This window comes from Thalassolituus sp. (genome assembly GCF_034111725.1).
Taxonomy (GTDB): domain Bacteria; phylum Pseudomonadota; class Gammaproteobacteria; order Pseudomonadales; family Oceanobacteraceae; genus Thalassolituus.
The window spans coordinates 78,434-99,739 of sequence record NZ_JAWUWR010000051.1; the positions used below are offsets into that span (position 1 = coordinate 78,434).

At 46.7% G+C, this 21,306-nt stretch carries 20 protein-coding genes, 3 tRNA genes, 1 other RNA gene and 1 pseudogene; 11 read left to right on the plus strand and 14 right to left on the minus strand.

What is annotated here, in order from left to right; translation table 11 throughout:
• Positions 1 to 88 precede the first annotated feature (88 nt).
• The 3 genes from UXZ23_RS08530 (at position 89) to UXZ23_RS08540 (ending at position 2,679) form a co-directional block, all read left to right on the plus strand.
• On the plus strand, positions 89 to 1,075 hold the full coding sequence (locus UXZ23_RS08530) for a nitronate monooxygenase family protein (protein WP_320820180.1): 987 nt from the start codon (positions 89 to 91) through the stop codon (positions 1,073 to 1,075).
• On the plus strand, positions 1,072 to 1,959 hold the full coding sequence (locus tag UXZ23_RS08535; RefSeq protein WP_320820181.1) for a crotonase/enoyl-CoA hydratase family protein: 888 nt from the start codon (positions 1,072 to 1,074) through the stop codon (positions 1,957 to 1,959). Before UXZ23_RS08530 ends, UXZ23_RS08535 begins: the two co-directional genes overlap by 4 nt.
• A 105-nt stretch (positions 1,960 to 2,064) precedes the next feature.
• Positions 2,065 to 2,679, plus strand: coding sequence for an NTP transferase domain-containing protein (locus UXZ23_RS08540; RefSeq protein WP_320820182.1), 615 nt, complete (start codon positions 2,065 to 2,067; stop codon positions 2,677 to 2,679).
• Between the two features lie 60 nt (positions 2,680 to 2,739).
• On the opposite strand, the gene UXZ23_RS08545 is transcribed toward UXZ23_RS08540, so the two are convergent.
• From UXZ23_RS08545 to UXZ23_RS08555, 3 genes are all read right to left on the minus strand, one after another.
• A complete protein-coding gene (locus tag UXZ23_RS08545) occupies positions 2,740 to 4,371 on the minus strand; it encodes a long-chain-fatty-acid--CoA ligase (protein ID WP_320820183.1) in 1,632 nt (543 codons plus the stop codon).
• 181 nt (positions 4,372 to 4,552) lie between these two features.
• Positions 4,553 to 5,431: a metal-dependent hydrolase gene (locus tag UXZ23_RS08550; protein ID WP_320820184.1), complete on the minus strand. Its 879-nt coding sequence runs from the start codon at positions 5,429 to 5,431 to the stop codon at positions 4,553 to 4,555.
• Positions 5,432 to 5,631: 200 nt separating this feature from the next.
• Positions 5,632 to 6,480: a metal-dependent hydrolase gene (locus tag UXZ23_RS08555; RefSeq protein WP_320820185.1), complete on the minus strand. Its 849-nt coding sequence runs from the start codon at positions 6,478 to 6,480 to the stop codon at positions 5,632 to 5,634.
• A 166-nt stretch (positions 6,481 to 6,646) separates the two neighbouring features.
• On the opposite strand from UXZ23_RS08555, the gene UXZ23_RS08560 reads away from it, so the two are divergent.
• Together UXZ23_RS08560 and UXZ23_RS08565 are read left to right on the plus strand one after the other, a co-directional pair.
• Positions 6,647 to 7,102: a YaiI/YqxD family protein gene (locus tag UXZ23_RS08560; RefSeq protein WP_320820186.1), complete on the plus strand. Its 456-nt coding sequence runs from the start codon at positions 6,647 to 6,649 to the stop codon at positions 7,100 to 7,102.
• A 2-nt stretch (positions 7,103 to 7,104) separates the two neighbouring features.
• Positions 7,105 to 8,142: a 2-dehydropantoate 2-reductase gene (locus tag UXZ23_RS08565; RefSeq protein WP_320820187.1), complete on the plus strand. Its 1,038-nt coding sequence runs from the start codon at positions 7,105 to 7,107 to the stop codon at positions 8,140 to 8,142.
• 80 nt (positions 8,143 to 8,222) lie between these two features.
• On the opposite strand, the gene UXZ23_RS08570 is transcribed toward UXZ23_RS08565, so the two are convergent.
• Entirely contained in the window at positions 8,223 to 9,803 is a 1,581-nt protein-coding gene (locus UXZ23_RS08570; protein WP_320820188.1) for an NAD(P)/FAD-dependent oxidoreductase, read from the minus strand.
• Positions 9,804 to 9,906: 103 nt separating this feature from the next.
• On the opposite strand from UXZ23_RS08570, the gene UXZ23_RS08575 reads away from it, so the two are divergent.
• A complete protein-coding gene (locus UXZ23_RS08575; RefSeq protein ID WP_320820189.1) occupies positions 9,907 to 10,917 on the plus strand; it encodes an AraC family transcriptional regulator in 1,011 nt (336 codons plus the stop codon).
• On the opposite strand, the gene UXZ23_RS08580 is transcribed toward UXZ23_RS08575, so the two are convergent.
• Together UXZ23_RS08580 and UXZ23_RS08585 are read right to left on the minus strand one after the other, a co-directional pair.
• Positions 10,914 to 11,558 carry a GGDEF domain-containing protein gene (locus UXZ23_RS08580; RefSeq protein ID WP_320820190.1) on the minus strand — a complete coding sequence of 215 codons (645 nt, stop codon included), beginning with the start codon at positions 11,556 to 11,558 and terminating at the stop codon, positions 10,914 to 10,916. The genes UXZ23_RS08575 and UXZ23_RS08580 overlap by 4 nt on opposite strands.
• A 93-nt stretch (positions 11,559 to 11,651) precedes the next feature.
• Entirely contained in the window at positions 11,652 to 12,014 is a 363-nt protein-coding gene (locus tag UXZ23_RS08585; RefSeq protein ID WP_320820191.1) for a hypothetical protein, read from the minus strand.
• Between the two features lie 185 nt (positions 12,015 to 12,199).
• Here UXZ23_RS08585 and UXZ23_RS08590 point away from each other — a divergent pair, with 185 nt between their 5' ends.
• Positions 12,200 to 13,012 carry a methyltransferase domain-containing protein gene (locus UXZ23_RS08590; RefSeq protein WP_320820192.1) on the plus strand — a complete coding sequence of 271 codons (813 nt, stop codon included), beginning with the start codon at positions 12,200 to 12,202 and terminating at the stop codon, positions 13,010 to 13,012.
• Positions 13,009 to 13,517: pseudogene (locus tag UXZ23_RS08595) on the plus strand (DUF523 domain-containing protein). Before UXZ23_RS08590 ends, UXZ23_RS08595 begins: the two are co-directional and overlap by 4 nt.
• Here the strand turns inward: UXZ23_RS08595 and UXZ23_RS08600 are convergent.
• From UXZ23_RS08600 to alaS, 8 genes are all read right to left on the minus strand, one after another.
• Positions 13,505 to 14,257 (minus strand): class II aldolase/adducin family protein, encoded by a 753-nt coding sequence (locus tag UXZ23_RS08600; protein ID WP_320820193.1) that lies wholly within the window; start codon positions 14,255 to 14,257, stop codon positions 13,505 to 13,507. The pseudogene UXZ23_RS08595 and the gene UXZ23_RS08600 overlap by 13 nt on opposite strands.
• 287 nt (positions 14,258 to 14,544) lie before the next feature.
• Positions 14,545 to 14,661, minus strand: a non-coding RNA gene (locus tag UXZ23_RS08605) — RtT sRNA.
• A 56-nt stretch (positions 14,662 to 14,717) separates the two neighbouring features.
• Positions 14,718 to 14,794: transfer RNA gene (locus UXZ23_RS08610), tRNA-Arg, on the minus strand.
• Positions 14,795 to 14,839: 45 nt separating this feature from the next.
• A tRNA-Arg gene (locus UXZ23_RS08615) sits at positions 14,840 to 14,916 on the minus strand.
• A 79-nt stretch (positions 14,917 to 14,995) separates the two neighbouring features.
• A tRNA-Ser gene (locus UXZ23_RS08620) sits at positions 14,996 to 15,086 on the minus strand.
• Positions 15,087 to 15,161: 75 nt separating this feature from the next.
• The gene (gene csrA, locus UXZ23_RS08625) at positions 15,162 to 15,356 is read right to left on the minus strand and encodes a carbon storage regulator CsrA (RefSeq protein ID WP_320820194.1); all 195 of its coding nucleotides are present in this window, start codon (positions 15,354 to 15,356) and stop codon (positions 15,162 to 15,164) included.
• A 190-nt stretch (positions 15,357 to 15,546) separates the two neighbouring features.
• Positions 15,547 to 16,779 carry an aspartate kinase gene (locus UXZ23_RS08630; protein ID WP_320820195.1) on the minus strand — a complete coding sequence of 411 codons (1,233 nt, stop codon included), beginning with the start codon at positions 16,777 to 16,779 and terminating at the stop codon, positions 15,547 to 15,549.
• A gap of 163 nt (positions 16,780 to 16,942) precedes the next feature.
• Positions 16,943 to 19,570: an alanine--tRNA ligase gene (alaS, locus tag UXZ23_RS08635; RefSeq protein ID WP_320820196.1), complete on the minus strand. Its 2,628-nt coding sequence runs from the start codon at positions 19,568 to 19,570 to the stop codon at positions 16,943 to 16,945.
• Between the two features lie 229 nt (positions 19,571 to 19,799).
• Between alaS and UXZ23_RS08640 the strand changes: the two genes are divergently transcribed.
• The 3 genes from UXZ23_RS08640 (at position 19,800) to UXZ23_RS08650 (ending at position 21,299) form a co-directional block, all read left to right on the plus strand.
• A complete protein-coding gene (locus UXZ23_RS08640) occupies positions 19,800 to 20,000 on the plus strand; it encodes a DUF2892 domain-containing protein (RefSeq protein WP_320820197.1) in 201 nt (66 codons plus the stop codon).
• A gap of 91 nt (positions 20,001 to 20,091) precedes the next feature.
• A complete protein-coding gene (locus tag UXZ23_RS08645) occupies positions 20,092 to 21,069 on the plus strand; it encodes a hypothetical protein (protein WP_320820198.1) in 978 nt (325 codons plus the stop codon).
• A complete protein-coding gene (locus UXZ23_RS08650) occupies positions 21,066 to 21,299 on the plus strand; it encodes a hypothetical protein (protein ID WP_320820199.1) in 234 nt (77 codons plus the stop codon). Before UXZ23_RS08645 ends, UXZ23_RS08650 begins: the two co-directional genes overlap by 4 nt.
• Positions 21,300 to 21,306: the final 7 nt, after the last annotated feature.

The window sequence follows — 21,306 nt, forward strand, 5'->3', positions numbered from 1 at the left end:
GCTAATTCTGGCGTGTATCTACCTGTTATTATCAGCGACTAGGGGCGAGAGTATCGCCCCTGCTGCTTTTTTTATTGATGAGGTTTTCATGTCATTACCCGCTGCATTACAACGAGGTTTATCATTGCCTCTTGTAGTTTCACCTATGTTTTTAGCATCTGGCCCGGCGCTGGTCAGTGCCTGCTGTAAAGCTGGGGCTATTGGTACATTCCCTGCTCTAAACCAACGCTCAAGTGCTGGACTTGATCAATGGCTTAGTGAAATCCGCACCGATCTCGATGAGTATGAAGCCAGCACCGGCAAGCTGGCGGCGCCTTTCGGGGTCAATCTTGTGGTGCACAAAAGCAATACTCGCTTACATGAAGATTTAGCCATTTTAGTGAAGCATAAAGTGCCTTTGGTGATTACTTCTCTTGGTGCAGTGCAGGACGTAGTCGATGCCGTGCATAGCTACGGTGGTGTGGTATTTCATGATGTTGTTAACGTACGTTTCGCGCGCAAAGCAGCGTCGGTTGGTGTGGATGGCTTAATTGCCGTTGCTGCTGGAGCTGGCGGTCATGCCGGCGATTGGAGTCCGTTTGCATTGGTCAATGAATTACGCCAATTCTTCGATAAAACATTATTACTGGCAGGTAGTTTGTCCACCGGTCGGGATATTGCTGCGGCACGCATGATGGGCGCCGATTTAGCTTATATGGGAACCCGTTTTATTGGCCCCCAAGAATGCCAAGTGCACCCTGAGTACAAACAAATGCTGATCCATAGTTCGGCAGCCGACATTGTCTACACTCCGCAAATATCAGGCGTAAATGCGAGTTTTTTACGCCCAAGCATCGAAGCTAATGGCATTGATTTAGGCTCCCATAAAAAGCCGGATCATGTTGATTTTGGGGCTGAACTAGACGATGCCGCGAATGATAAATCAACGACCAAAGCGAAGCCTTGGAAAGATTTGTGGTCGGCAGGTCAAGGCGTCGGCAGCATCAGTGATTTGCCCGATGCAGGTACTTTAGTCGTGCGCTTAAAAGAAGAATATCGCGCAGCGATCAATCAGTTTTGTGGAGAAGAATTATGAGTTACAACACTCTGTCACACGTCATCAGTGACAATATTTTAACGATTACTCTAAATCGTCCAGAACAATTAAACGCCTTTACCGTCGAAATGTGCGAAGAGCTGATTCGTGCTTTTGATAGCGCCAGTGCTGATGACGAGGTTAGAGCCATTATCGTTACCGGATCAGGCCGTGCATTTTGCGCCGGTATGGACTTAAGCCGCGAAGGCAACGTATTCGGTTTAGATGAAAGCATTGAGCCAACATTAGAAGACATGACGACCCGATATAACGACCCAGACATAATTGCCGGTGTACGAGATACAGGTGGGCGCGTAGCTTTATCGATCTACCGCTGCACCAAACCTGTTATTGCTGCCATTAACGGCGCGGCAGTAGGAATTGGCGCAACCATGACCTGTGCCATGGATATTCGCTTAGCCACTGAGCATACTCGCATTGGCTTTATCTTTAGCAAGGTCGGGGTCGTGCCTGAAGCTTGCTCTAGCTGGTTTTTACCACGTATCGTTGGTATTTCACGAGCTTTAGAGTGGACCATGACCGGCGACATATTTGATGGTGCCGAAGCAATGGAAGCCGGCTTCGTACGCGCGGTCTTACCTGCCGCTGAGTTACTCGACGAAGCGCGGAAGATTGCCAAGCGCATTAGCAGTCGGTCGGCAGTGTCGGTCGCTATGATTCGCCAAATGATGTATCGCAATAGTGCTTTCAATAATCCAGAAGACGCCCATCGTATTGAGTCGTTGGGTATGTATTACACCAGTCTCGTTGATGGTAAAGAGGGGGTGGCTTCCTTCCTTGAGAAACGTCCGTCTAACTTCACGGCTAAGGTCAGTGATGGAATGCCGCCGTTTTATCCATGGTGGGAAGAAAAGTCCAACTGATCAAATTGTAAACAGCGGTCAGTAACACAAACAGACTACCTCCTGTGTAATTCACTGTGCTAGGGTCTGCAATGGCTCTAGCAATAGACACCAAAGGAGAAGTATATGGGTATTGGTATCATCATCCTTGCAGCGGGGCGCAGTGAACGCTTTGGTCAGGATAAACGCTGTTTACCATTAAATGACAAGGATTCAGTCTTACTCGCGACTATTCATGCCGCCAAAGCAAGCGGACTGCATTGCTACGTTGTTTTGCACCCTGGCGACCACGATCTTATGCACCAATGCCAGCAAGATGGCGTTGAAGCGGGTATTTGTCCTGATGCTAGCCTTGGCATCGGTCACAGCATTGCGTTTGGTGTACGCGCAAACCAGCACTGGCAAGGTTGGATTATAGCGCGCGGCAATATGCCTTGGGTGCAGCCTGTGACCTATCAGCAGTTAGCCGCATCCTTATTTGATCATCCTTGCATACGTCCTGTGGACGGTGATGGACACCCCGGATTTCCAACAGCTTTTCGTCGTGAGTTTGGCTGGAATTTAATGCAGCTTCGTGGTCATCGTACAGAGGTGAGACTAATGCCTTCCTGTTCCGATATTGATCTTGTAGTAAATGATCCTGCAATTTCTCGCGTCATTCGTATTCCCAAAGATCTTTGCCCTTTGCATCAAATAGCTCATGACAGCCATCTACCTACATTTTCGCAAGCTACCATTTAATTAGCAAAAAAAACCCACGTATTAACGTGGGTTTTAATAACACTTAATTCAGCAAAATAATTACGCGTTTTCTCTTTCGATCAAATAATTCTCATATTCTTTGCGCAAATTAATTTTCAACAATTTACCGGTTGCTGTATGCGGTAAAGAATCAACAAAAATAACAGCATCGGGCATCCACCATTTTGCAATTTTATCTTGCAAGAAAGCCAGTACTCCCGCTTCATCCACCTCTACATCCGGATGACGGATCGCTAATAAAATAGGTCGTTCATCCCACTTCGGATGACGCGCGCCAATCACACAGCATTCCGCTAAATCCGGATGACCAACCGCTGCGTTCTCTAAATCAATCGAGCTGATCCACTCTCCACCCGACTTAATAACGTCTTTAGAACGATCAACAATCTGCATGTAATTATTTTCGTCGATAGTCGCTACGTCTCCGGTATCGAACCAACCGTTTTCGAAGCTACTCATGTCGTCATTTTTATAATAGCTATTAACAATCCAAGGACCACTAACCATCAAACGACCAAAGGTTTTGCCATCGCAGGGGAATTCATTTCCAGCATCATCGACGATTTTAATTTGCACGCCATAAATAGGTCGCCCCTGCTTTTGTTGTAGCAAATAGCGCTCTTCACGCGGCAGTTTTTCCATAATATGGTTATGAGCATTAATCGTCCCGATAGGGCTCATCTCAGTCATACCCCACGCATGAATCAGGAACGCATCGTGTTTTTGATCAAAATCTTTGATCATTTGCAGCGGTGCTGCAGCGCCACCAACAATTACGTTTTGCACCGACTCAAGTTTCTTACCGATTTTATCCATATGATTAAGCAGCATTAACCATACGGTTGGAACGCCTAACAATAAGTCGGGCTGCTCGGCTTCAATCAATTCCCATAAAGATGCGCCGTCCATACCCGGACCAGGGAAAACTTGCTTAGCACCGGTAATACAGGCGGAATACGGCGTACCCCAAGCGTTCACATGAAACATAGGCACAACAGGCAAGAAGCAAGACGACGATGATAAGCCCATCACCTCATCACCCACTGATGCCAAGGCGTGCAATACGGTTGAACGGTGGCTGTACAGTACGCCTTTTGGATTACCCGTAGTACCTGAGGTGTAACACATACTTGCGCCGTGAGTTTCTGGGAACTCAGGCCAAGCAAAGTCAGACGACTCAGCAGCCAGTAGAGTTTCGTAACACATAGCGTTAGGCAAGCTAGTGTCCGGCATCTTGTTTTCGTCACACAAAATGACAAAGCCTTCAACGCCGGTAATGTGATCTTTAATGGCTTCTAATAATGGTACAAAAGTTAAATCAACGAAGATAAAACGATCTTCGGCATGGTTCACAATGTAGATAAGTTGTTCGGCGAACAGGCGCGGGTTAATCGTGTGCAGGACAGCGCCAAAACCAGAAACACCAAAGTACATCTCGAAATGGCGGTAGTTATTCCAAGCCAGCGTCGCCACGCGATCACCCTGCTGAATACCGAATCGAGCTAACAAGTTAGCGACTTTACGCGCGCGAATAGCCGTGTCTTTCATGGTGTAACGATGAATATCGCCTTCACAACGACGACTAACAATTTCAGAATGGGGGTGGGAAGTCTCTGCGTGTTCCAGCAAACCTGAAATCAGCAGTGGACGGTCCATCATCTGGCCTAACATACGTATCTCCTCGGGTATTCTGCATTATTTTTTTATGACGAATACCATAGGTGGATTAAGCATGAAACTCAAGGTGGCTATGTTGCCAAAATGTAAGCGAAAATTGTGCAAAATGACCGTGCAAGGTGCTAAAAAAACCTTAGTCATAGAGCAGCTGGCCTAAGCCAGCTGCAAGGGAAGGTTACGCGCTCTTTGCTTTCTCAGCAGCTCGTTGTGCGCCCACATCCTGGTCTTCACGATAAAACTCTCTCTGCCAACGTTCAATCAACTCGCGGTTCTCATGATCCCAAGGGTGAAAACCTTTTTTGTAGAAGTCTAAATAGTTCTTAGTAATACCTGTGAACATGCCCTTTTTACCGAACATAAAACCGGCAAAGCCTTTGATATCCGACCACGATGGTAACTTCTTTTGCTGCCATAACAGTTTGCCCATATACCAGCTGATACGATGAATAAAAAATAACGTCGCCCACACCATCATGCGGCGCAAATATTTTTGGTCATTTTCTATCGACATAAAGGTGTCAAAGGCCACAGCTTTATGTTCAATCTCTTCGACCGCATGCCAGTACAATAAATCTTTTACTGGCTCAGAAAGCGTTTCTACGATTTCTGGATACGTTAAAATATGTTCCGCTAAAATCGCGGTTAAATGCTCCATGCCGACCGTTGTCGCCAAGCGGAATTTCGGCGAATGCTTATGAACACGACGGGCGATGTAACTCTCTAAATGTTTATCGAGAGCAACCGCGTCTAAACCAAGATCGCGAAGCACTTCGTTTGCCCGCTGGTGTTGACGGCTGTGATGTCCTTCTTGACCAATAAACCCACGAATTTGCTCTTGCAATAGCGGGTCTTTTACCTTGTCCCGATATAAGCGAACAGACGCAATAAACTCACCTTCACCCGCAGGAAAGGTCGACGAAAGAGCTGCGAAGAAAGTCGACAACAAAGCGTTACCAGCAAAAAAATACGGCGTATCAATTTGCTCAAAAGGCATCGACATATGGCGAGGCTTAATTTCTGGTTTGATATCCAGATTGGTTACTGTAGCGTTCATACCGTTCTCCCAAAAGAGCATCGTTAGATTTATTCTTGCGTTAGCATGAGAATAAGTATCGACGATGGCCGAAGAATGAGACAGGTGGAATACAAACAAAATACTGTAGTTTCAAAGCATTCGGAGATGCTAAAAAGAGAGGGCCATGACGTTATAAGTCGTAGTTTCAACAGAACCCTAAGACTTATAACGAGATATAACTAAGCAGTTTTTTCTCGCCCTTGATCATGTTCTTCACGATAGAATTCTTTCTTCCAGCGCTCTATCAATGCGGTATTTTCGTGGTCCCACGGATGAAATCCAGGTTTAAAGAAATCTTTATAATTACTACGAACACCACTAATCATTCCTTTTTTACCAAACAGGAAATTATAAAATGCTTTTACGTCGCGCCATGATGGACGTTTTTTCGACCACCATAATAGCGCCACCATATAAAAGCTAATGCGCACAATAAACATCGCGGTTGCAAAACGTAAAATACGACGTAGATACGCCTGATCACCCTCGGTACTCATAAATACATCAAAGGCGACTGCCTTATGTTCTATTTCCTCTACTGCATGCCAGTAGAGTAATTCTTTAACAGAATCGTCTAAGCCGTCGAAGATCTCGGGGTTCGTTAACACATGCTCAGCTAGGATTGCCGTTAAATGCTCCATACCAACCGTCAATGCTAAGCGAAATTTAGGCTTAGCTTTTCCGCCATGTAAACGCGTTTTAATTTCGCGCTCTAAACTTTTCTCTAAGCGCACAGCGTCAATACCTAGATCACGCAGTACTTCATTCGCGCGCTTATGCTGATGGCTATGATGCCCTTCCTGACCAATAAAGCTGCGAATTTGCTCCTGTAATTCTGGCGATGTTACTTTGTCGCGGTACAGGCGCACAGAGGCGATAAACTCCGCCTCACCGGGTGGAAACGTGGATGATAAAGCACCTACAAAGACACTCAGTAAAGGATTGCCAGCAAAGAAAAAGCGTTGTGTCATTGAATCAAACGGTATCGCCATGCGGCGCGGTTGTATCTCTGGTGTAATAGCTGACATGCTGCATTCCTTAGAAGAGCGAATTCGACGTTTTTAAATATGGGTCCAACTCACAAGATATGACAGGTGCAAGTATGCCATTCACCTTATATGGCTGCGAAAGTCAGGTCATATTCTGCCATAATGCAGTATCGTTAATATTCAGTTCAGTTGAGAGATGACTTCTATGCCGACCATCTGGGTGGATGCCGATGCGACACCAAAGCCAGTACGTGACGTTATTTGTAAAGCGGCTATCCGTACTGTGATTACAACCTACTTTGTAGCCAATCACCGCGTACCGGTTGCACCCTGCCCGCATATTCATACGGTTCAAGTCGAAGCAGGCTTTGATGTTGCTGACAACGTGATAGTGCAGCGTGCAGAAGACGGCGATCTAGTGATTACGCAAGATATTCCGCTGGCAGCAGAATTAATGGAACGCGCTATTACTGTGATTAACAATCGCGGCGAAACCTATACAGCAGAAACCATTCGTCAGCGTCTCAATATGCGTGATTTTATGGAAACCTTGCGCTCAAGTGGTGTACAAAGTGGAGGGCCCGCGGCCTTCTCTGACCGCGACAAACAGCAATTTGCCAATTCTCTAGATCGTTGGTTAACTCGCCAACGTAGGGCTTAGCTATGAAAATCGTAATTCTTGGTGCAGGTGCTATCGGATGTTATCTAGGAGCAGCGCTCAAGGCTGGCGGACTAGCGCCAACCTTAATCGCTAGGCCGCGAGTGATAGCGGATATCAACCAAGCCGGTGGTTTGACAATTAGCGACTACCAAGAGGAACAATGGCACGTTGGCGCCCCTGACATGACGGAAAGCAATGACGCTCTCGCCGATGCTGACTTAGTGCTACTCACGGTTAAGTGTCTTGCCATTGAAGAGTCGGCCAAGTTACTCCAACAGTACTGCAAAGCCGGCACGGTTGTGTTGTGTCTACAAAACGGCTTAGGCAGTGATGCCGTCATTAAACGTTTATGCCCAACACTTAAAATCGTTCGAGGAATAGTGGGCTTTAACGTCGCCCCCCTAGGTGAGGGCCGTTTTCATCGCGGTACAGAAGGTGATATCTACCACGAGCCTAACGCTACCATTAATTCCGTTTTAACCTCGGCTCTTGTAAAAACCAAGATTCAATTATTATCGAGTTCTGATTACGATGCCATCGTCTGGGCTAAGTTACAGTTAAATTTAAACAACGCTATCAATGCGTTATCGGGTTTACCACTTAAAACTGAACTAGAACGATCGGGATATCGCCGCATTTTAAGTGCAGCTATGACGGAATTACTGGTTGTCGCTAAAACAAAAAATCTTAACCTACCAAAACTGACGCGACTCCCAGCTCGTTGGTTACCGCCGTTAATGAATTTTCCCGATTGGTTATTTAAAAAATTAGCAGCAAGCATGCTGGCTATAGATCCTCAAGCGCGTTCATCTATGTGGGAAGACCTACACTTAGGGCGTTTAACCGAGGTTGAATATGTAAACGGTGCGGTGGTTAAAGCTGCAAGTAAACTTGGTATAGATACTCCAGTGAATGCCGCATTGTGCACGCTAATACACCAAGTAGAACACCATCAACGGCATGAGGGGTTATCTTCCGCTGACATTGAAAAAGCCATTAAGAAAGAAAAGAAGAAAATTGAACAAAAAAAAGGACGTTAATAATAACGCCCAAAGAGGTCTATCAGGACTCAAACACTCAACTCAAAAAGTTATGACAGGCTTATTGAGTTGATCTTGCATCACGCGCTGACTTCCTTCGCTACAGCCGTCTTACTTTTAGCTTTAGCAACAACGCACTCCTTCGAACCAAGCTGTACTGTTGCTTGCGGCTTAGCTTCAACTTTTACCCACTCGTAGTGACGAGCAATAACATTGCGGTTACGACGGTAGAACTCCATGGTTGATGAAGGCCATAAAGCGAAGTTTTTACCATCCGCTTGCTGATACCAGCTCTTACAGCCTGAAGTCCAAACCGAACCTTTAATGCGAGATTGCATCTCTTCGTTAAATTCAACTTGAGCTTCTTTCTTCACATTTAAGTAACCCACATCACGCTTCTGAACTTCTTTCATACACTGAAGAATGTAGTGCACTTGAGATTCAATCATAAACAAGATCGAGTTATGTCCTAAGCCAGCGTTCGGCCCCACTAATTGGAACATATTTGGGTAACCCGTTACCGTATTGCCTAAATAAGCTTCAGCACCATCTTTCCAATCTTCTAAGATATCGTGGCCTGGCAAGCCTTTCAGGTTGAATTTATTCATATAGCCACGGGGATCAACAATAAAACCTGTGCCTAAAATAATGGTATCTACTTCGCGCTCGACACCATTGCTATCAACAATACTATTGGCGCGAATTTCTTTAATGCCATCGGTAATTAAATCAACATTATCGCGATTAAAAGCTGGATACCATTTATTCGAAATCAAAATTCGCTTACAGCCTAGCATGTAATCAGGTGTTAGTTTTTTACGAACAACCGGATCTTTTACCTGCGCACGAATAAACTGCTTAGCGAAAAACTCAGCAACCATAGCGATGCTTGGATGAAAGATCGGCCAAACACGCATTTCGTTAGTCATGTATAAGCGCGCGCGATATAAGCGACGTAATGATGGGAATTTTTCAAATACCCATTTACTGGCTTTGCTGTACTTGCGCTCATCGCGCGGAATCACCCAAGCAGCACTGCGCTGATAAACATCCAAACGCTCAACGTCGGGAGCAATTTCAGGTACATACTGAATTGCACTGCCGCCAGTACCGATAGATGCAACTTTTTTACCTTTAAGATCATAACCATGATCCCAGCGCGCCGAATGCATCACCTTACCTTTAAAGGTATCTAATCCCGGAATATTTGGAATTTGTGGATGATGTAATGGGCCAGTAGCAAGAATAAAGTACTTACATTTCACCGTTTGGCCATCGGCAGTGCCCACCGTCCAAGTCGCCGTTTTTTCATCAAAAACAGAGCTATTTACTTCAAGGCCAAAGCGAATATTAGGACGTACGTTATACTCACTCACGGTCGCCAAAATATAATCTTGGATTTCATCCCATGGAGCATAGCGTTTTGTCCAATCTGCTTTATCGGTAAAAGAGAAAGAATATAAATGCGATTGCACATCACAAGCGCAACCCGGATAAGAATTGTCGCGCCATGAACCGCCTACTTCGACATCTTTCTCAACGATTACGTAATCATTGATACCATGTTTTTGTAGCTGGATACCCATAGCAAGGCCACCCAAGCCGCCACCGACAATAACGACTTCTGTGTATTTTGGTAGAGTACGTTTAATATCCGTCATTGTGATAAACCTTTCGTTCGTTGTTATGATTTATCCAATGTACTGCCGAGCGACCACGGCAAACTATGTCCAGAATTTCTAAAAATTAACATATTCGGCCACCATGACTCTTAGATCTATCCTTGCACTCAGTTTTACCATCGACCAAATTCAACGTAATTATGGTCTAGACCCCGCGCCAATACTGGCTCGACACGGCATGCGCAAAGATCAATTTGATGGTAATGCGGTAATCAGTCAGGCCGACGAATTGGCGATACTTTCTGACCTGTTTATTGATCTAAGTCATGACCCATTAGCCGCTGTAAAAATCGGTTCGACCTTCGGACTATCAGGATATGGCGCTTACGCCATGATGTTGATGAGTTGCAGTACCGTATACGAAGCCATTCAGCTAGGCGTTCACTATCAAGAAATGAGTTATTTGTTCAGTAAACTTAGTCTCGAGATAGAGGGGGAAGTTGCCAGCATAATTCTAACTCCCTGCCGAGTACCTGAGCATTTGCACCGGTTTATCATTGATCGAGATGTCGCTGGAACTTATCAATTTTTAAATTTAATGCAAACCATGATAGGACAGCACACCCAACCATTAGAAATTTGTATTCCTTACCCAAAGCCTATAGAAGCAGCTTTTTACGAAAAACAATTTCAATGTCCGGTAAGATTTGGTACTGATGCTATTCGCTTTTTAATTCCCAGTGATATCTTAAAAAAATCATTACCTAATGCGAACACCACGGCATTGACACTATATCGCCAACAATGCGACGAAGTATTAAGTAAGCGTAATCAATTAAATAACGGCACTCTAACTGAGCGAGTAAAACACCATTTAGAAATGTTCAAAGAGGAACTGCCAGCAATAAAAGATTGCGCCGAATCATTCAGTAGCAGCGAGCGAAAATTTCGGCGTGATTTAAAAGAAGAAGGAACTACGTATCAGCAACTGCTAGATCAAGTACGCTCAGACAGAGCCTGCAAATTACTCGACAACAGTAAAACCAGTGTCGAACAAATCGCTATATTACTAGGCTATACCGAATCGGCAGCGTTTATTCGTGCATTCAAGAAATGGCACGGTATTACTCCAGCGCAATATCGCAAGCGCTAATCTCCGCCAAACAAGCCTCGTAAAGCATCTTTCTCGTCTTTACTAACGCCTTGGTCGCGCTCGACCGGCGTATTAAAACAGACTCGATTGCGTCCTTGACGTTTGGCTTCGTACAGCCATCTATCAGCTTCTTGCACCAACTGAGCCGAACCAACATATTCATCGACCCGACAAATAGCCAAACCAATGCTGGCCGTCGCTGTAATTGAGTTTTCGCTAATATCGACGGGTGTTGATGCTAGGGCTGCTCGCACGCGTTCAGCAACCCGCTTCGCTACCGCTAATTCTGTCGATGGCAAAATGACGACAAACTCTTCACCGCCATATCGACAACGTACGTCCAATCGACGTGTCATAGCTTCAATTAAACGGGCCGTATGACGTAAGACCGTATTACCTTCTTCGTGACCGTAACTGTCATTAATGCGTTTAAAATGATCAAGATCGATCATCATCACCGCTGTCGACATACGAGTTCGCTGCGTGCGCTCTAACTCTTGCTCGAGCATTTCACGAAAATGCCGGACGTTGAATAAACCGGTTAACGGATCGGTAATCACCTGCTGACGCAAGTGCACCACCTCATCAACCAGAGGACAACTTAACTCTCCTACCGGACAGGTAGCGGTTTGATTGGGCATAAGTGCAGAATCACCTTTAAACGGCCGACTAAAGATCAAAATTCAGTGTAGACCAATAATATTAAGAGGTGAGGCTGAGCATAAGAAACATTGTTATTCGTCTTCGGGAGGAATCCCCAAAGGGACAAAGCTGGTATCGACCACATAAAGAGAACGTCGATGCTGGTTTTCACGTGCTTCTCGACGAGCATGTAATGACCAGATTGAGGTGCGCTTCTCACCGTCATAACCATCAACCGTTAACGCCCAGCGAATGGCACTCAAAGCCGCCTTGGCTTGGTTCTTATCATGATAAGGGCCTTGGCAATTAATAGAGGCAGGCATGCTATCGTCGCGCCCCACCAGCATGACGAGCACAAATAGCTCCTCGTCTAGTTCACATACATGCAGCTCAATACGTTTTCCAGAACGGATAAGGACTGATTCTGCTACCGCTCCGTCATAGACCAGTTTCATTCATACCATCCATATTCTGGCGCTGTTGCTCAGACGCCCTTTACACACTATCCGATATCCTGAAACCGATTACTAGCCATCAATTTGTCAGTTTGAGCCCCTGTTCACATTGTCATTTGGGGGATTGAGTTGGCTGGCGTACTATTCTTGCCATTGTTTACTTAACTCAGCCAAAGCGCACCATAATGACCCACGACTCCGCCGATCACTCCACTAAAGACGCCGCTCATAAACATCTAACGCTCGATCGTAATTTCGATGACTTGGCCGCACGTTTTAGTCGCACCATCTACGCGACGCCGCGGGGACAATTGCGATTATTGGCGTTAGCTCAGGATTTCAATGATTTAGAAATCCCTATAGAGCGGGCAACCGTACTCGATATCGGCGGTGGCCAAGGGCAATTTAGTTTGCAACTGGCCAAACAGGGCGCAAGCATCTCACTCTGTGATGTCTCCCAAGAAATGCTCAGTCTTGCGCGTGATCTATTTGCAGCAGAAGCGCTATCCCTTAACAGTCAGTGCTGCAGCCTGCAAGATGCCAGCAGCGCTTATCCGCAGCAGTTCGATATTGTTCTTAATCACGCCGTTTTAGAATGGTTAGAGCATCCTTTCGAAGCACTCCCCCTACTTGCGGCTCGTGTGCGTCCAGGAGGCTGGTTATCACTTATGTTCTATAACTTGCATGGCCATGAATGGCGCCAGTTAATGAATGGCCGCACACACGCTCCTAAAGATGCGAACCCGAGATTGCGCCGTGAGGGCAATGCGCCGCAACATCCGCTAGACCCTGATGCCATTGAGGAAGCCCTTACTCAGCTCGGCTTTAGCGTTCAGCGCTGGCGCGGTATTCGTTGTATTCACGATCATATGCATCAAAAAATTCGTGAACGTATCGGGCAAGAGGCCGTTAATAAATCCGATTTAGAAGTCGGGCTGCAAGAGCCCTATCGGCGCTTAGGGCGCTACGTGCATTTTCTCGCACAGCGCAACCCATGAAGCGCTTATTAGTGAGCGCCTGCTTACTCGGTCAGCCAGTCAGATACGATGGTGAGAGCAACGCGAACAAAGTAAACCAACTCGCTGAACAGCTGCGCCAGTGGCAACAAGAAGGCCGCATTATCGCGGTGTGCCCGGAAGTCGCTGGCGGCCTAACAACGCCCGCCCAGCCGCAGAGATCCAAGGCGGAGACGGCAACGACGTATTAGATGGCAAAGCCGTAGTGATCACTCATCAAGGGGAAGACGTCAGCGCCGAATTCATCACTGGCGCGCAACACGCCCTAGCATTAGCGCAAAAATATCGCGCTACAGCAGCTTTGCTTGCTGCGCGCTCACCGTCGTGCGGCACAGGCGAAATCTACAATGGCGAATTCAAAAGAGAAGCGGTTAAAGGCGATGGGGTTACCGTGGCCTTGTTACAACGCCACGGTGTTCGCTGTTTCTCTCCTGATAATGATGCCCAGCTCATCGAATGGATGAATCAGCCCGATCAACTCGAATAAGGCGCATCAATTCGCTCCAACTTGCGCAGCAATCCTGGCCAAGCCAGCTTCCCTCCCGCATTGCGCGTTACTTCTTTAGCCGCCTGTTTGATACCCGCAACAATAGGTTGAGGTATAGGAATTAACTCTACACCGCCAGATTGAGCCAGAAGCTGTACTTCACAAGCACGCTGCAGAATAAACATGTTCAAAAATGCATCGGCTATATTTTCAGCGCAGGTAAGTAGTCCGTGATTACGCAGAATCATAAAGTCGTTAACGCCGAGATCAGCAACGAGCCGCACCTTCTCTTCTGGATTTAACGCAACGCCTTCATAGGCGTGATAGCTAAGCCCAGACAGCGGAAATAGTGACTGCTGCGAAATAGGTAACAGCCCCTGTGCTTGCGCCGATACAGCAACGCCCTCTTTAGTATGGAGATGCATAACGCAATGCGCATCATTGCGAGCATCATGAACGGCACTGTGAATAATAAATCCAGCAGGATTAATATCGTAATCCGCTGGCATCACTTTATTACCGTGCAAATCCACCTTCACCAAACTTGAAGCGCTGACCTCATCAAACATCATGCCGTACGGGTTAATCAAAAAATGTGCATCTGGACCGGGAACTCGTGCTGATATATGAGTAAAAATTAAATCATCCCAGCCATACATAGCCACAAGGTTATAAGCTGCTGCTAAATTAACGCGGGTTTCCCATTCGGCAGCGGATACTTGATCGCGGACGGAAGTCATGCGAACTCCAGTTATAGTTAGTGATGTCGTAACCATAACCCGAGTAAATGAAATTTTCTGTAACGAATTGCAGGAAAAAGATGATGGGCAAAGGAGCGAGTTAATAACTCAACATATCTGTCGTGACTACGAACAAAAAACGTTCGTTGAGTCACTCCTACAAAATCGGGAAAACTCAAGGAGCAAAGGTAGCAGTGACTCAAGGAGCGTAGGTAGGAGTGACTCAAGGAGCGAAGCGAGTAGTCACGATAAAAGTTCTGGGAATTTTAGTTCTAGATAGGCCTAAGTGGCGCGCTCGGGAGGATTACTGGCGCCCTTCGGGCCGTCGTCGCAAGCTCCAACGTTCTTTCGCTTCGCTCTAGTCGAACCTAAGGAGGTTCTCACCTCCGTCGCGCTGACGAAGATAATTGAAACGCATGATAAAATTTTAGGAATTGTATAACTTATAGAAGGGCCTAAGTGGCGCGCTCGGGAGGATTCGAACCTCCGACCGCCTGGTTCGTAGCCAGGTACTCTATCCAGCTGAGCTACGAGCGCGCATTAGGTAAGGCAATTTCACGATTAGGTTCATTCGGTAAAGAATGGCGCGCTCGGGAGGATTCGAACCTCCGACCGCCTGGTTCGTAGCCAGGTACTCTATCCAGCTGAGCTACGAGCGCACATCGTGGGGCGCGTATTATAGGTTTATTGACTAAACTGTCAATCAACTTTATACGCTACTGCACAAGGCAGAAATAGTGGCGGAGAGAGAGGGATTCGAACCCTCGATAGGGTATAAACCTATACACCCTTAGCAGGGGTGCGCCTTCAGCCACTCGGCCATCTCTCCAGTTCACGGCGCGCATGATAGCACGTCCGTGAAAAATTCAAAGGAAAAATTTAAGGAAATTAATACGTTAGCAAATTAATAGTTGCCAGCGTCCTCATCACCGTCTTTTTCACGCTGAATACGTTGGTAAATTTCTTCACGGTGAACCGCAACTTCTTTAGGTGCATTAACACCAATGCGGACCTGATTTCCTTTTACTCCTAACACAGTAACGGTCACTTCATCACCGACCATCAGTGTTTCGCCCACGCGACGGGTCAAAATAAGCATAGGTTGTCTCCTAACATTCCTGTTTCATTCTAGGGTGCTGTTGGCAAAAGCCGATTCTCTGCTCCGCTTCTTCCAGTATTGACTAGTTCAGTCAAAGATAAAGCGTCAGCGGAAACATATTGAGAATATTTAGTTATTAAGAGGCCCCCAATCATTGAGTACCCCTTAATTCTCTTGTGGAAAGGGACGATCAGTCTTCAACGGCTTCGGCGTCTAAGCCGAAAGCAGTATGCAAAGACCTAACAGCCAGTTCCAAATACTTCTCAGCAATCACCACAGAAATTTTAATTTCAGACGTAGTAATAGCCAAAATATTGATATTTTCATCCGCTAGCGTTTTGAACATTTTACTAGCAACACCCGCATGTGAACGCATGCCCACACCAACCATAGACACTTTACAGATGTCATCAGTTCCATGGACGCCACGAGCGTTCAGCTCGGTTGCCAGAGCATTCAAAAGCGTCATCGCTTTTTTGTAGTCATTGCGATGCACAGTAAAGGTAAAGTCAGTCGTGCCATCGGCAGAAACGTTTTGCACGATCATATCGACTTCAATGTTTGCGTCGCTGATCGGTACAAGAATACGCGACGCAACACCAGGAACGTCGGGTACACCTTGCACGGTAACTTTGGCTTCATCGCGATTGAACGCGATACCAGCAATAACGGGATTTTCCACGGAAGCATTCTCCTCCATTGTAATCAGCGTGCCATTACCTTCGGAAAAAGACGAAAGAACACGCAGCGGAACTTTATATTTGCCAGCAAATTCAACCGAGCGAATTTGCAAAATTTTAGAGCCGAGACTGGCCATCTCGAGCATTTCTTCAAACGTAACGCGGTCCATGCGACGGGCGTTAGGTACAACACGCGGGTCAGTGGTGTAGACACCATCAACATCGGTATAAATCTGACACTCATCAGCACCCAGCGCAGCCGCCAATGCCACACCTGTCGTATCCGAACCACCACGACCTAGCGTCGTGATATTATTGTCAGGATCAATACCTTGGAAACCAGCGACGACAACAACACCGCCGCTGTCCAGATGCTCACGCATAGGTATAGTGTCAATTTCTTCAATACGCGCTTTCATGAAGGCGTTGTCAGTTTTAATACCGACCTGCCACCCAGTAAATGAACGCGCGTTAATACCGCGTTTTTGCAAAGCCATTGCCAATAACGCAATAGTGACTTGCTCGCCAGTTGAAACCAACACATCCATTTCGCGAGGAGATGGTGTATCTGAAATCCCCTTAGCCAAACCGATCAAACGGTTGGTTTCGCCACTCATGGCAGAAACTGCAACAACGATCTGATGACCCGCGTCGTGGAAGGATTTAACCTTGTCGGCGACATGTTCAATGCGCTCAACAGTGCCTACGGAAGTACCGCCATATTTCTGTACGTATAACGCCATGGTGCTATTACTGGAATTGACTGAAAAAAGGTCGCTAATTAAACAACAATTGCGGGGTTCAGGGAAGCGAGTACACGCAGCAAACACTGTTCCCTTGGCGTTAAAAGCGAAAAAGCGGACCGATGGCCCGCTTTTTCCTGTTTGCCGTGTCGAAACAGCAATATTACAGTGCTGTTGCCGCCCAAGTTTCGAATGCAGCAAGTGCGTCATCAATACCTTCAGGCTTCTGACCACCGGCTTGGGCCATTTCAGGCTTACCGCCACCACGACCATCAACGTATGGCGCGCATTCTTTCACGGCGTCGCCAGCTTTCGCCTTGCCAATCAAATCTTTAGTAACACCCGCCAGCAAAGTAACCTTTCCGTCGGTTTCTGCAGCTAACATGATCAAGGCCGAACCTAGCTTATTTTTAAGCTGATCCATCGTCTCACGTAGAGCATTAACATCGGCACCGTCTAAGCGTGCAGCCAAGACTTTCACACCGTTAATGTCTTTCGCACTACCCGCTAAATCAGAACCGGCACTGCTCGCCAATTTTGACTTCAAGGCTTCCAATTCTTTTTCTAACTGACGACTACGGGCCTGCAACTGCTCAACCTTATCAGCAACATTATCCGTAGAACCTTTCAAGGCACGAGCAATAGTCGTAAGCGTGCGCTCTTCTTGAGCAATGAAATCTAATGCCGACTGCCCGACCACCGCTTCAATACGACGAATACCTGCAGCAATGCCGCCTTCTGAACTGATTTTTAGTAAGCCGATATCACCGGTACGAGTCGCATGAGTACCACCACACAATTCAACCGAGAAATCATTAATCCCCATCGACAACACACGAACTTCGTCGTCGTACTTTTCGCCAAACAAGGCCATCGCGCCGGATTCACGCGCCGCGTCGATGTCCATTAAGCGTGTAGTAACCGGCGTGTTAGCACGAATTTGCGTATTCACGATGGTTTCGATTAACGCAATTTCATCGGCCGATACAGCTTCTAAGTGCGAGAAGTCGAAGCGCAGTTTATCGTAGGTTACCAATGAGCCTTTCTGGCTCACATGCTCACCCAACACTTGGCGCAAAGCCGCGTGTAACAAATGTGTGGCTGAATGATGGATTGCAGTAGATTGGCGCTTTTCAGCATCGACAACCGCTGTCAGCTGATTGCCAACGACGACTGATCCCTCGACTAAAACACCTTTGTGCAGATGGTTTTTGCCTTCTTTGCTGGTGTCTTTCACTTGAAAAACAACACCATTGGCTTTAAGGAAACCTGAATCGCCCGCTTGGCCGCCGCTTTCGGCATAGAATGCGGTTTCATCTAACACCAGTACAGCTTCGTCGCCAGCGCTCAATGACTCAACCGCAACGCCTTCTTTAAACAAGGCTTTCACCACACCGGTATTTTCCAGCGAGGTGTACCCCAAGAATTGCGTTTGACCGTCGATTTCTAAGCCTTTGCCGTAATTACCACCAAAGTTGCTGCCCGCGCGCGCCATTTCACGTTGTTTATCCATCGCTACATTAAAGCCATCTTCATCGACTTTAAGATCGCGTTCGCGCGCTACGTCAGCGGTTAAATCCAGAGGAAAGCCATAGGTATCGTACAACTTAAACGCGGTTTCACCCGGAATGGTATCACCGTTCAAATCAGCGATCGCATCATTCAAAATCGCCATACCTTTATCTAAGGTCTTAGCGAACTGTTCTTCTTCTAAGCGCAATACTTTTTCGACATGCGCTTGAAGCGTGCGTAACTCTGGATAGGCTTCGCCCATTTGCTCAACCAGCGCACCCACCAATTGGTGGAAGAAACCCACTTTTGCACCCAACATGTGGCCATGGCGCACCGCACGACGAATGATACGACGCAATACATAACCGCGACCTTCGTTCGACGGCAACACGCCATCCACGATCAAGAAGCTAGTAGAACGAATATGGTCGGCAATCACGCGAAGTGATTTGTTTTCCATGTCGGTGCAACCGGTCAACTCACTGGCTGCTTTTAGCAACGCTTGGAATAAATCGATTTCGTAGTTGCTGTGCACGCCCTGCATAATTGCAGAAATACGCTCCAAGCCCATGCCCGTATCAACAGAAGGCTTAGGTAACGGTTGCATTTCACCGTCGGGCTGACGGTTAAACTGCATGAATACGTTGTTCCAGATTTCAATGAAACGATCACCGTCTTCTTCTAGTGAACCTGGAGGACCACCCCAAATGTGTTCGCCGTGATCGTAGAAGATCTCGGTGCATGGACCACAAGGGCCTGTATCACCCATCTGCCAGAAGTTATCCGAGGCGTAGCGTGAACCTTTATTGTCGCCGATGCGGATAATTTTCTCGGCTGGAATACCCATTTTTTTATTCCAGATATCGAACGCTTCGTCGTCTTCGGCGTAAACCGTGACCAGCAATTTTTCTTTTGGCAGATTCAGCCACTGTGGTGATGTCAGAAATTCCCACGCAAATTTGATCGCGTCTTCTTTAAAGTAATCGCCAAAGCTGAAGTTACCTAGCATCTCAAAGAAGGTGTGGTGACGTGCGGTATAACCGACGTTTTCTAGATCGTTATGCTTACCGCCAGCACGCACACAGCGCTGCGATGACACTGCGCGGGTATAACTGCGCTGGTCCTGACCGAGAAAACAATCTTTAAACTGAACCATACCGGCGTTGGTGAACAACAAGGTGGGATCATTACCAGGAATCAATGGGCTGGAAGCGACCACTTCATGACCTTGAGCGGCGAAGTAATCAAGAAATGCCTTGCGAATGTCTGAGCTTTTCATACGGCTACGGGTATCCGGAAGCGAGTTAATAATATAAGGGGACGAAGTATAGCGGTTTGCGCTGCTAAGTCCGAGTCCCTGATGCGATATCTATTGAAAGCATGATGTCTCTGGCCTAACTCCGCTATTTTTTCACTGCTATGCTTGACCTAAAACCCATTCGCCACCACAATATAACCATATTGGAATATATGAATTTAACTTATTAACAGTCAGATGGAAGGTACTTATGAATATTGATCGTCTTGTTTTTGCCATTGCCGGTACATTTATTTTACTCAGCTTGGCCCTAGCGCAAACACACTCGTCATATTGGCTGTGGTTTACTGCGTTCGTCGGCGCTAACATGTTGCAAGCGGCGTTTACTGGGTTTTGCCCTCTAGCAAAAATTCTGAAAGCTCTTGGTGTCAAAGCAGGCAACGCATTTTAATTCTGCTCTAAACCGAAGCCAACATTGGCTGGATCTGACAGTTTAAACTAGACCAACGCCGTTATAATCGCGCCTCAGACAAGGATATATTATGCGCCGTTGGTTTTTGTCATTACTCATTTCTGTTGCTTCTACTGCATCCGCTGGGACATGGGTTGCCTATCCGAACGATCTGCCGCAATTTGATTACAGCGGTGATTTACTTTTGACTCACTGGCAAGAGTTAACACTGATTTCTCGTGTCGACTTTCCTGATGTTGAACATATTCTCGATCAAATGAAGGCATATCCAAATCTGGCCTTACGCACACTCCAAGATGCTCAACAACCAGGTGCTCATCCAGCTTTACATGCTGTCGCTGAAGGTGATTACGAGCCGCTGAGCATCGCTATACAAGAAGTTTGGCGTTTGCATTATGAAGGTCACTTCGAAGAAGCTTACGAACTGGGTATGCAACTAGGTCCGTTTGGCAAAGTGCCAGCTATATATGCACTTTCTATGTATGCCGCTCTCGTGGTTGAAGATAACAATAAAAAACTGGAACTATTTGCTGCCAGCGCTTCACAGTCAGAAGCCCTGTTGCCGCTAAGCCCAGATTATGCCTTTGGTCAATTCGGTTTGGTTTATTCTCATGCACGCACACTAGAATTGCTCGATACCTCCGCTGCGCGGTCGAGTGGCTACATCAACTCATCACTAGAAATTCTGAAGGACCTGCATGAGCGGTATCAGGATCGCGCTATTTATTTAGGAACCATAGGGGCGATACAAGCAGGCATTGTAGAAAGAGTAGGCTCCTTTTTGGGTCGTATAACTTATGGCGCAACAGAAAGCCGTGCCATTGATGCGTTCGAGCAAGCCCTAGAATTAGAGCGCTCCATGCCGGTCATCTACAACGAATACACCAAAGCGCTGGCGCGCTTAAATAATTCCGACTCCCACGATCATTCAATTGAACTCCTTACGACCTGTATCGGTTTGACGCCCCGCAATGCTGAAGAAGCGCTAAACCTGCGCGCCTGTCAGCGTCAACTGGATGCCATGCAAAAGCCAAAGGGCAAATCGTGATTGGCCTGCTCTATTTTGCTATGGCATTAGCCATGGCTTGGGTGATGTTGCACTTGGCTATCGGCCCATTTGGACATCCCAAGTTTTTGCACTGGCATCAAGGCTACTTAAAATTGCCTAAAGCTTTGCGCGCCATTGCGCTCGGTTTTTGTGGCTTAATCGCCATACTGGCGATTAGCCATTTATTGGGCCTTTACCAATTACCAGGGCAAGCATCAGTCTCCAACTAGAGGAAGT

Bases quoted from the DNA above. Each gene is read 5' to 3' on its own strand.
- UXZ23_RS08640 (WP_320820197.1), top strand. From the start codon at position 19,800: ATGAATATTGATCGTCTTGTTTTTGCCATTGCCGGTACATTTATTTTA.
- alaS (WP_320820196.1), bottom strand. From the start codon at position 19,570: ATGAAAAGCTCAGACATTCGCAAGGCATTTCTTGATTACTTCGCCGCT.
- UXZ23_RS08590 (WP_320820192.1), top strand. From the start codon at position 12,200: ATGACCCACGACTCCGCCGATCACTCCACTAAAGACGCCGCTCATAAA.
- UXZ23_RS08540 (WP_320820182.1), top strand. From the start codon at position 2,065: ATGGGTATTGGTATCATCATCCTTGCAGCGGGGCGCAGTGAACGCTTT.
- UXZ23_RS08545 (WP_320820183.1), bottom strand. From the start codon at position 4,371: ATGTTAGGCCAGATGATGGACCGTCCACTGCTGATTTCAGGTTTGCTG.
- UXZ23_RS08550 (WP_320820184.1), bottom strand. From the start codon at position 5,431: ATGAACGCTACAGTAACCAATCTGGATATCAAACCAGAAATTAAGCCT.
- UXZ23_RS08600 (WP_320820193.1), bottom strand. From the start codon at position 14,257: ATGACTTCCGTCCGCGATCAAGTATCCGCTGCCGAATGGGAAACCCGC.
- UXZ23_RS08585 (WP_320820191.1), bottom strand. From the start codon at position 12,014: ATGAAACTGGTCTATGACGGAGCGGTAGCAGAATCAGTCCTTATCCGT.
- UXZ23_RS08565 (WP_320820187.1), top strand. From the start codon at position 7,105: ATGAAAATCGTAATTCTTGGTGCAGGTGCTATCGGATGTTATCTAGGA.
- UXZ23_RS08530 (WP_320820180.1), top strand. From the start codon at position 89: ATGTCATTACCCGCTGCATTACAACGAGGTTTATCATTGCCTCTTGTA.
- UXZ23_RS08570 (WP_320820188.1), bottom strand. From the start codon at position 9,803: ATGACGGATATTAAACGTACTCTACCAAAATACACAGAAGTCGTTATT.
- UXZ23_RS08560 (WP_320820186.1), top strand. From the start codon at position 6,647: ATGCCGACCATCTGGGTGGATGCCGATGCGACACCAAAGCCAGTACGT.
- UXZ23_RS08580 (WP_320820190.1), bottom strand. From the start codon at position 11,558: ATGCCCAATCAAACCGCTACCTGTCCGGTAGGAGAGTTAAGTTGTCCT.
- csrA (WP_320820194.1), bottom strand. From the start codon at position 15,356: ATGCTTATTTTGACCCGTCGCGTGGGCGAAACACTGATGGTCGGTGAT.
- UXZ23_RS08645 (WP_320820198.1), top strand. From the start codon at position 20,092: ATGCGCCGTTGGTTTTTGTCATTACTCATTTCTGTTGCTTCTACTGCA.
- UXZ23_RS08630 (WP_320820195.1), bottom strand. From the start codon at position 16,779: ATGGCGTTATACGTACAGAAATATGGCGGTACTTCCGTAGGCACTGTT.
- UXZ23_RS08535 (WP_320820181.1), top strand. From the start codon at position 1,072: ATGAGTTACAACACTCTGTCACACGTCATCAGTGACAATATTTTAACG.
- UXZ23_RS08555 (WP_320820185.1), bottom strand. From the start codon at position 6,480: ATGTCAGCTATTACACCAGAGATACAACCGCGCCGCATGGCGATACCG.
- UXZ23_RS08575 (WP_320820189.1), top strand. From the start codon at position 9,907: ATGACTCTTAGATCTATCCTTGCACTCAGTTTTACCATCGACCAAATT.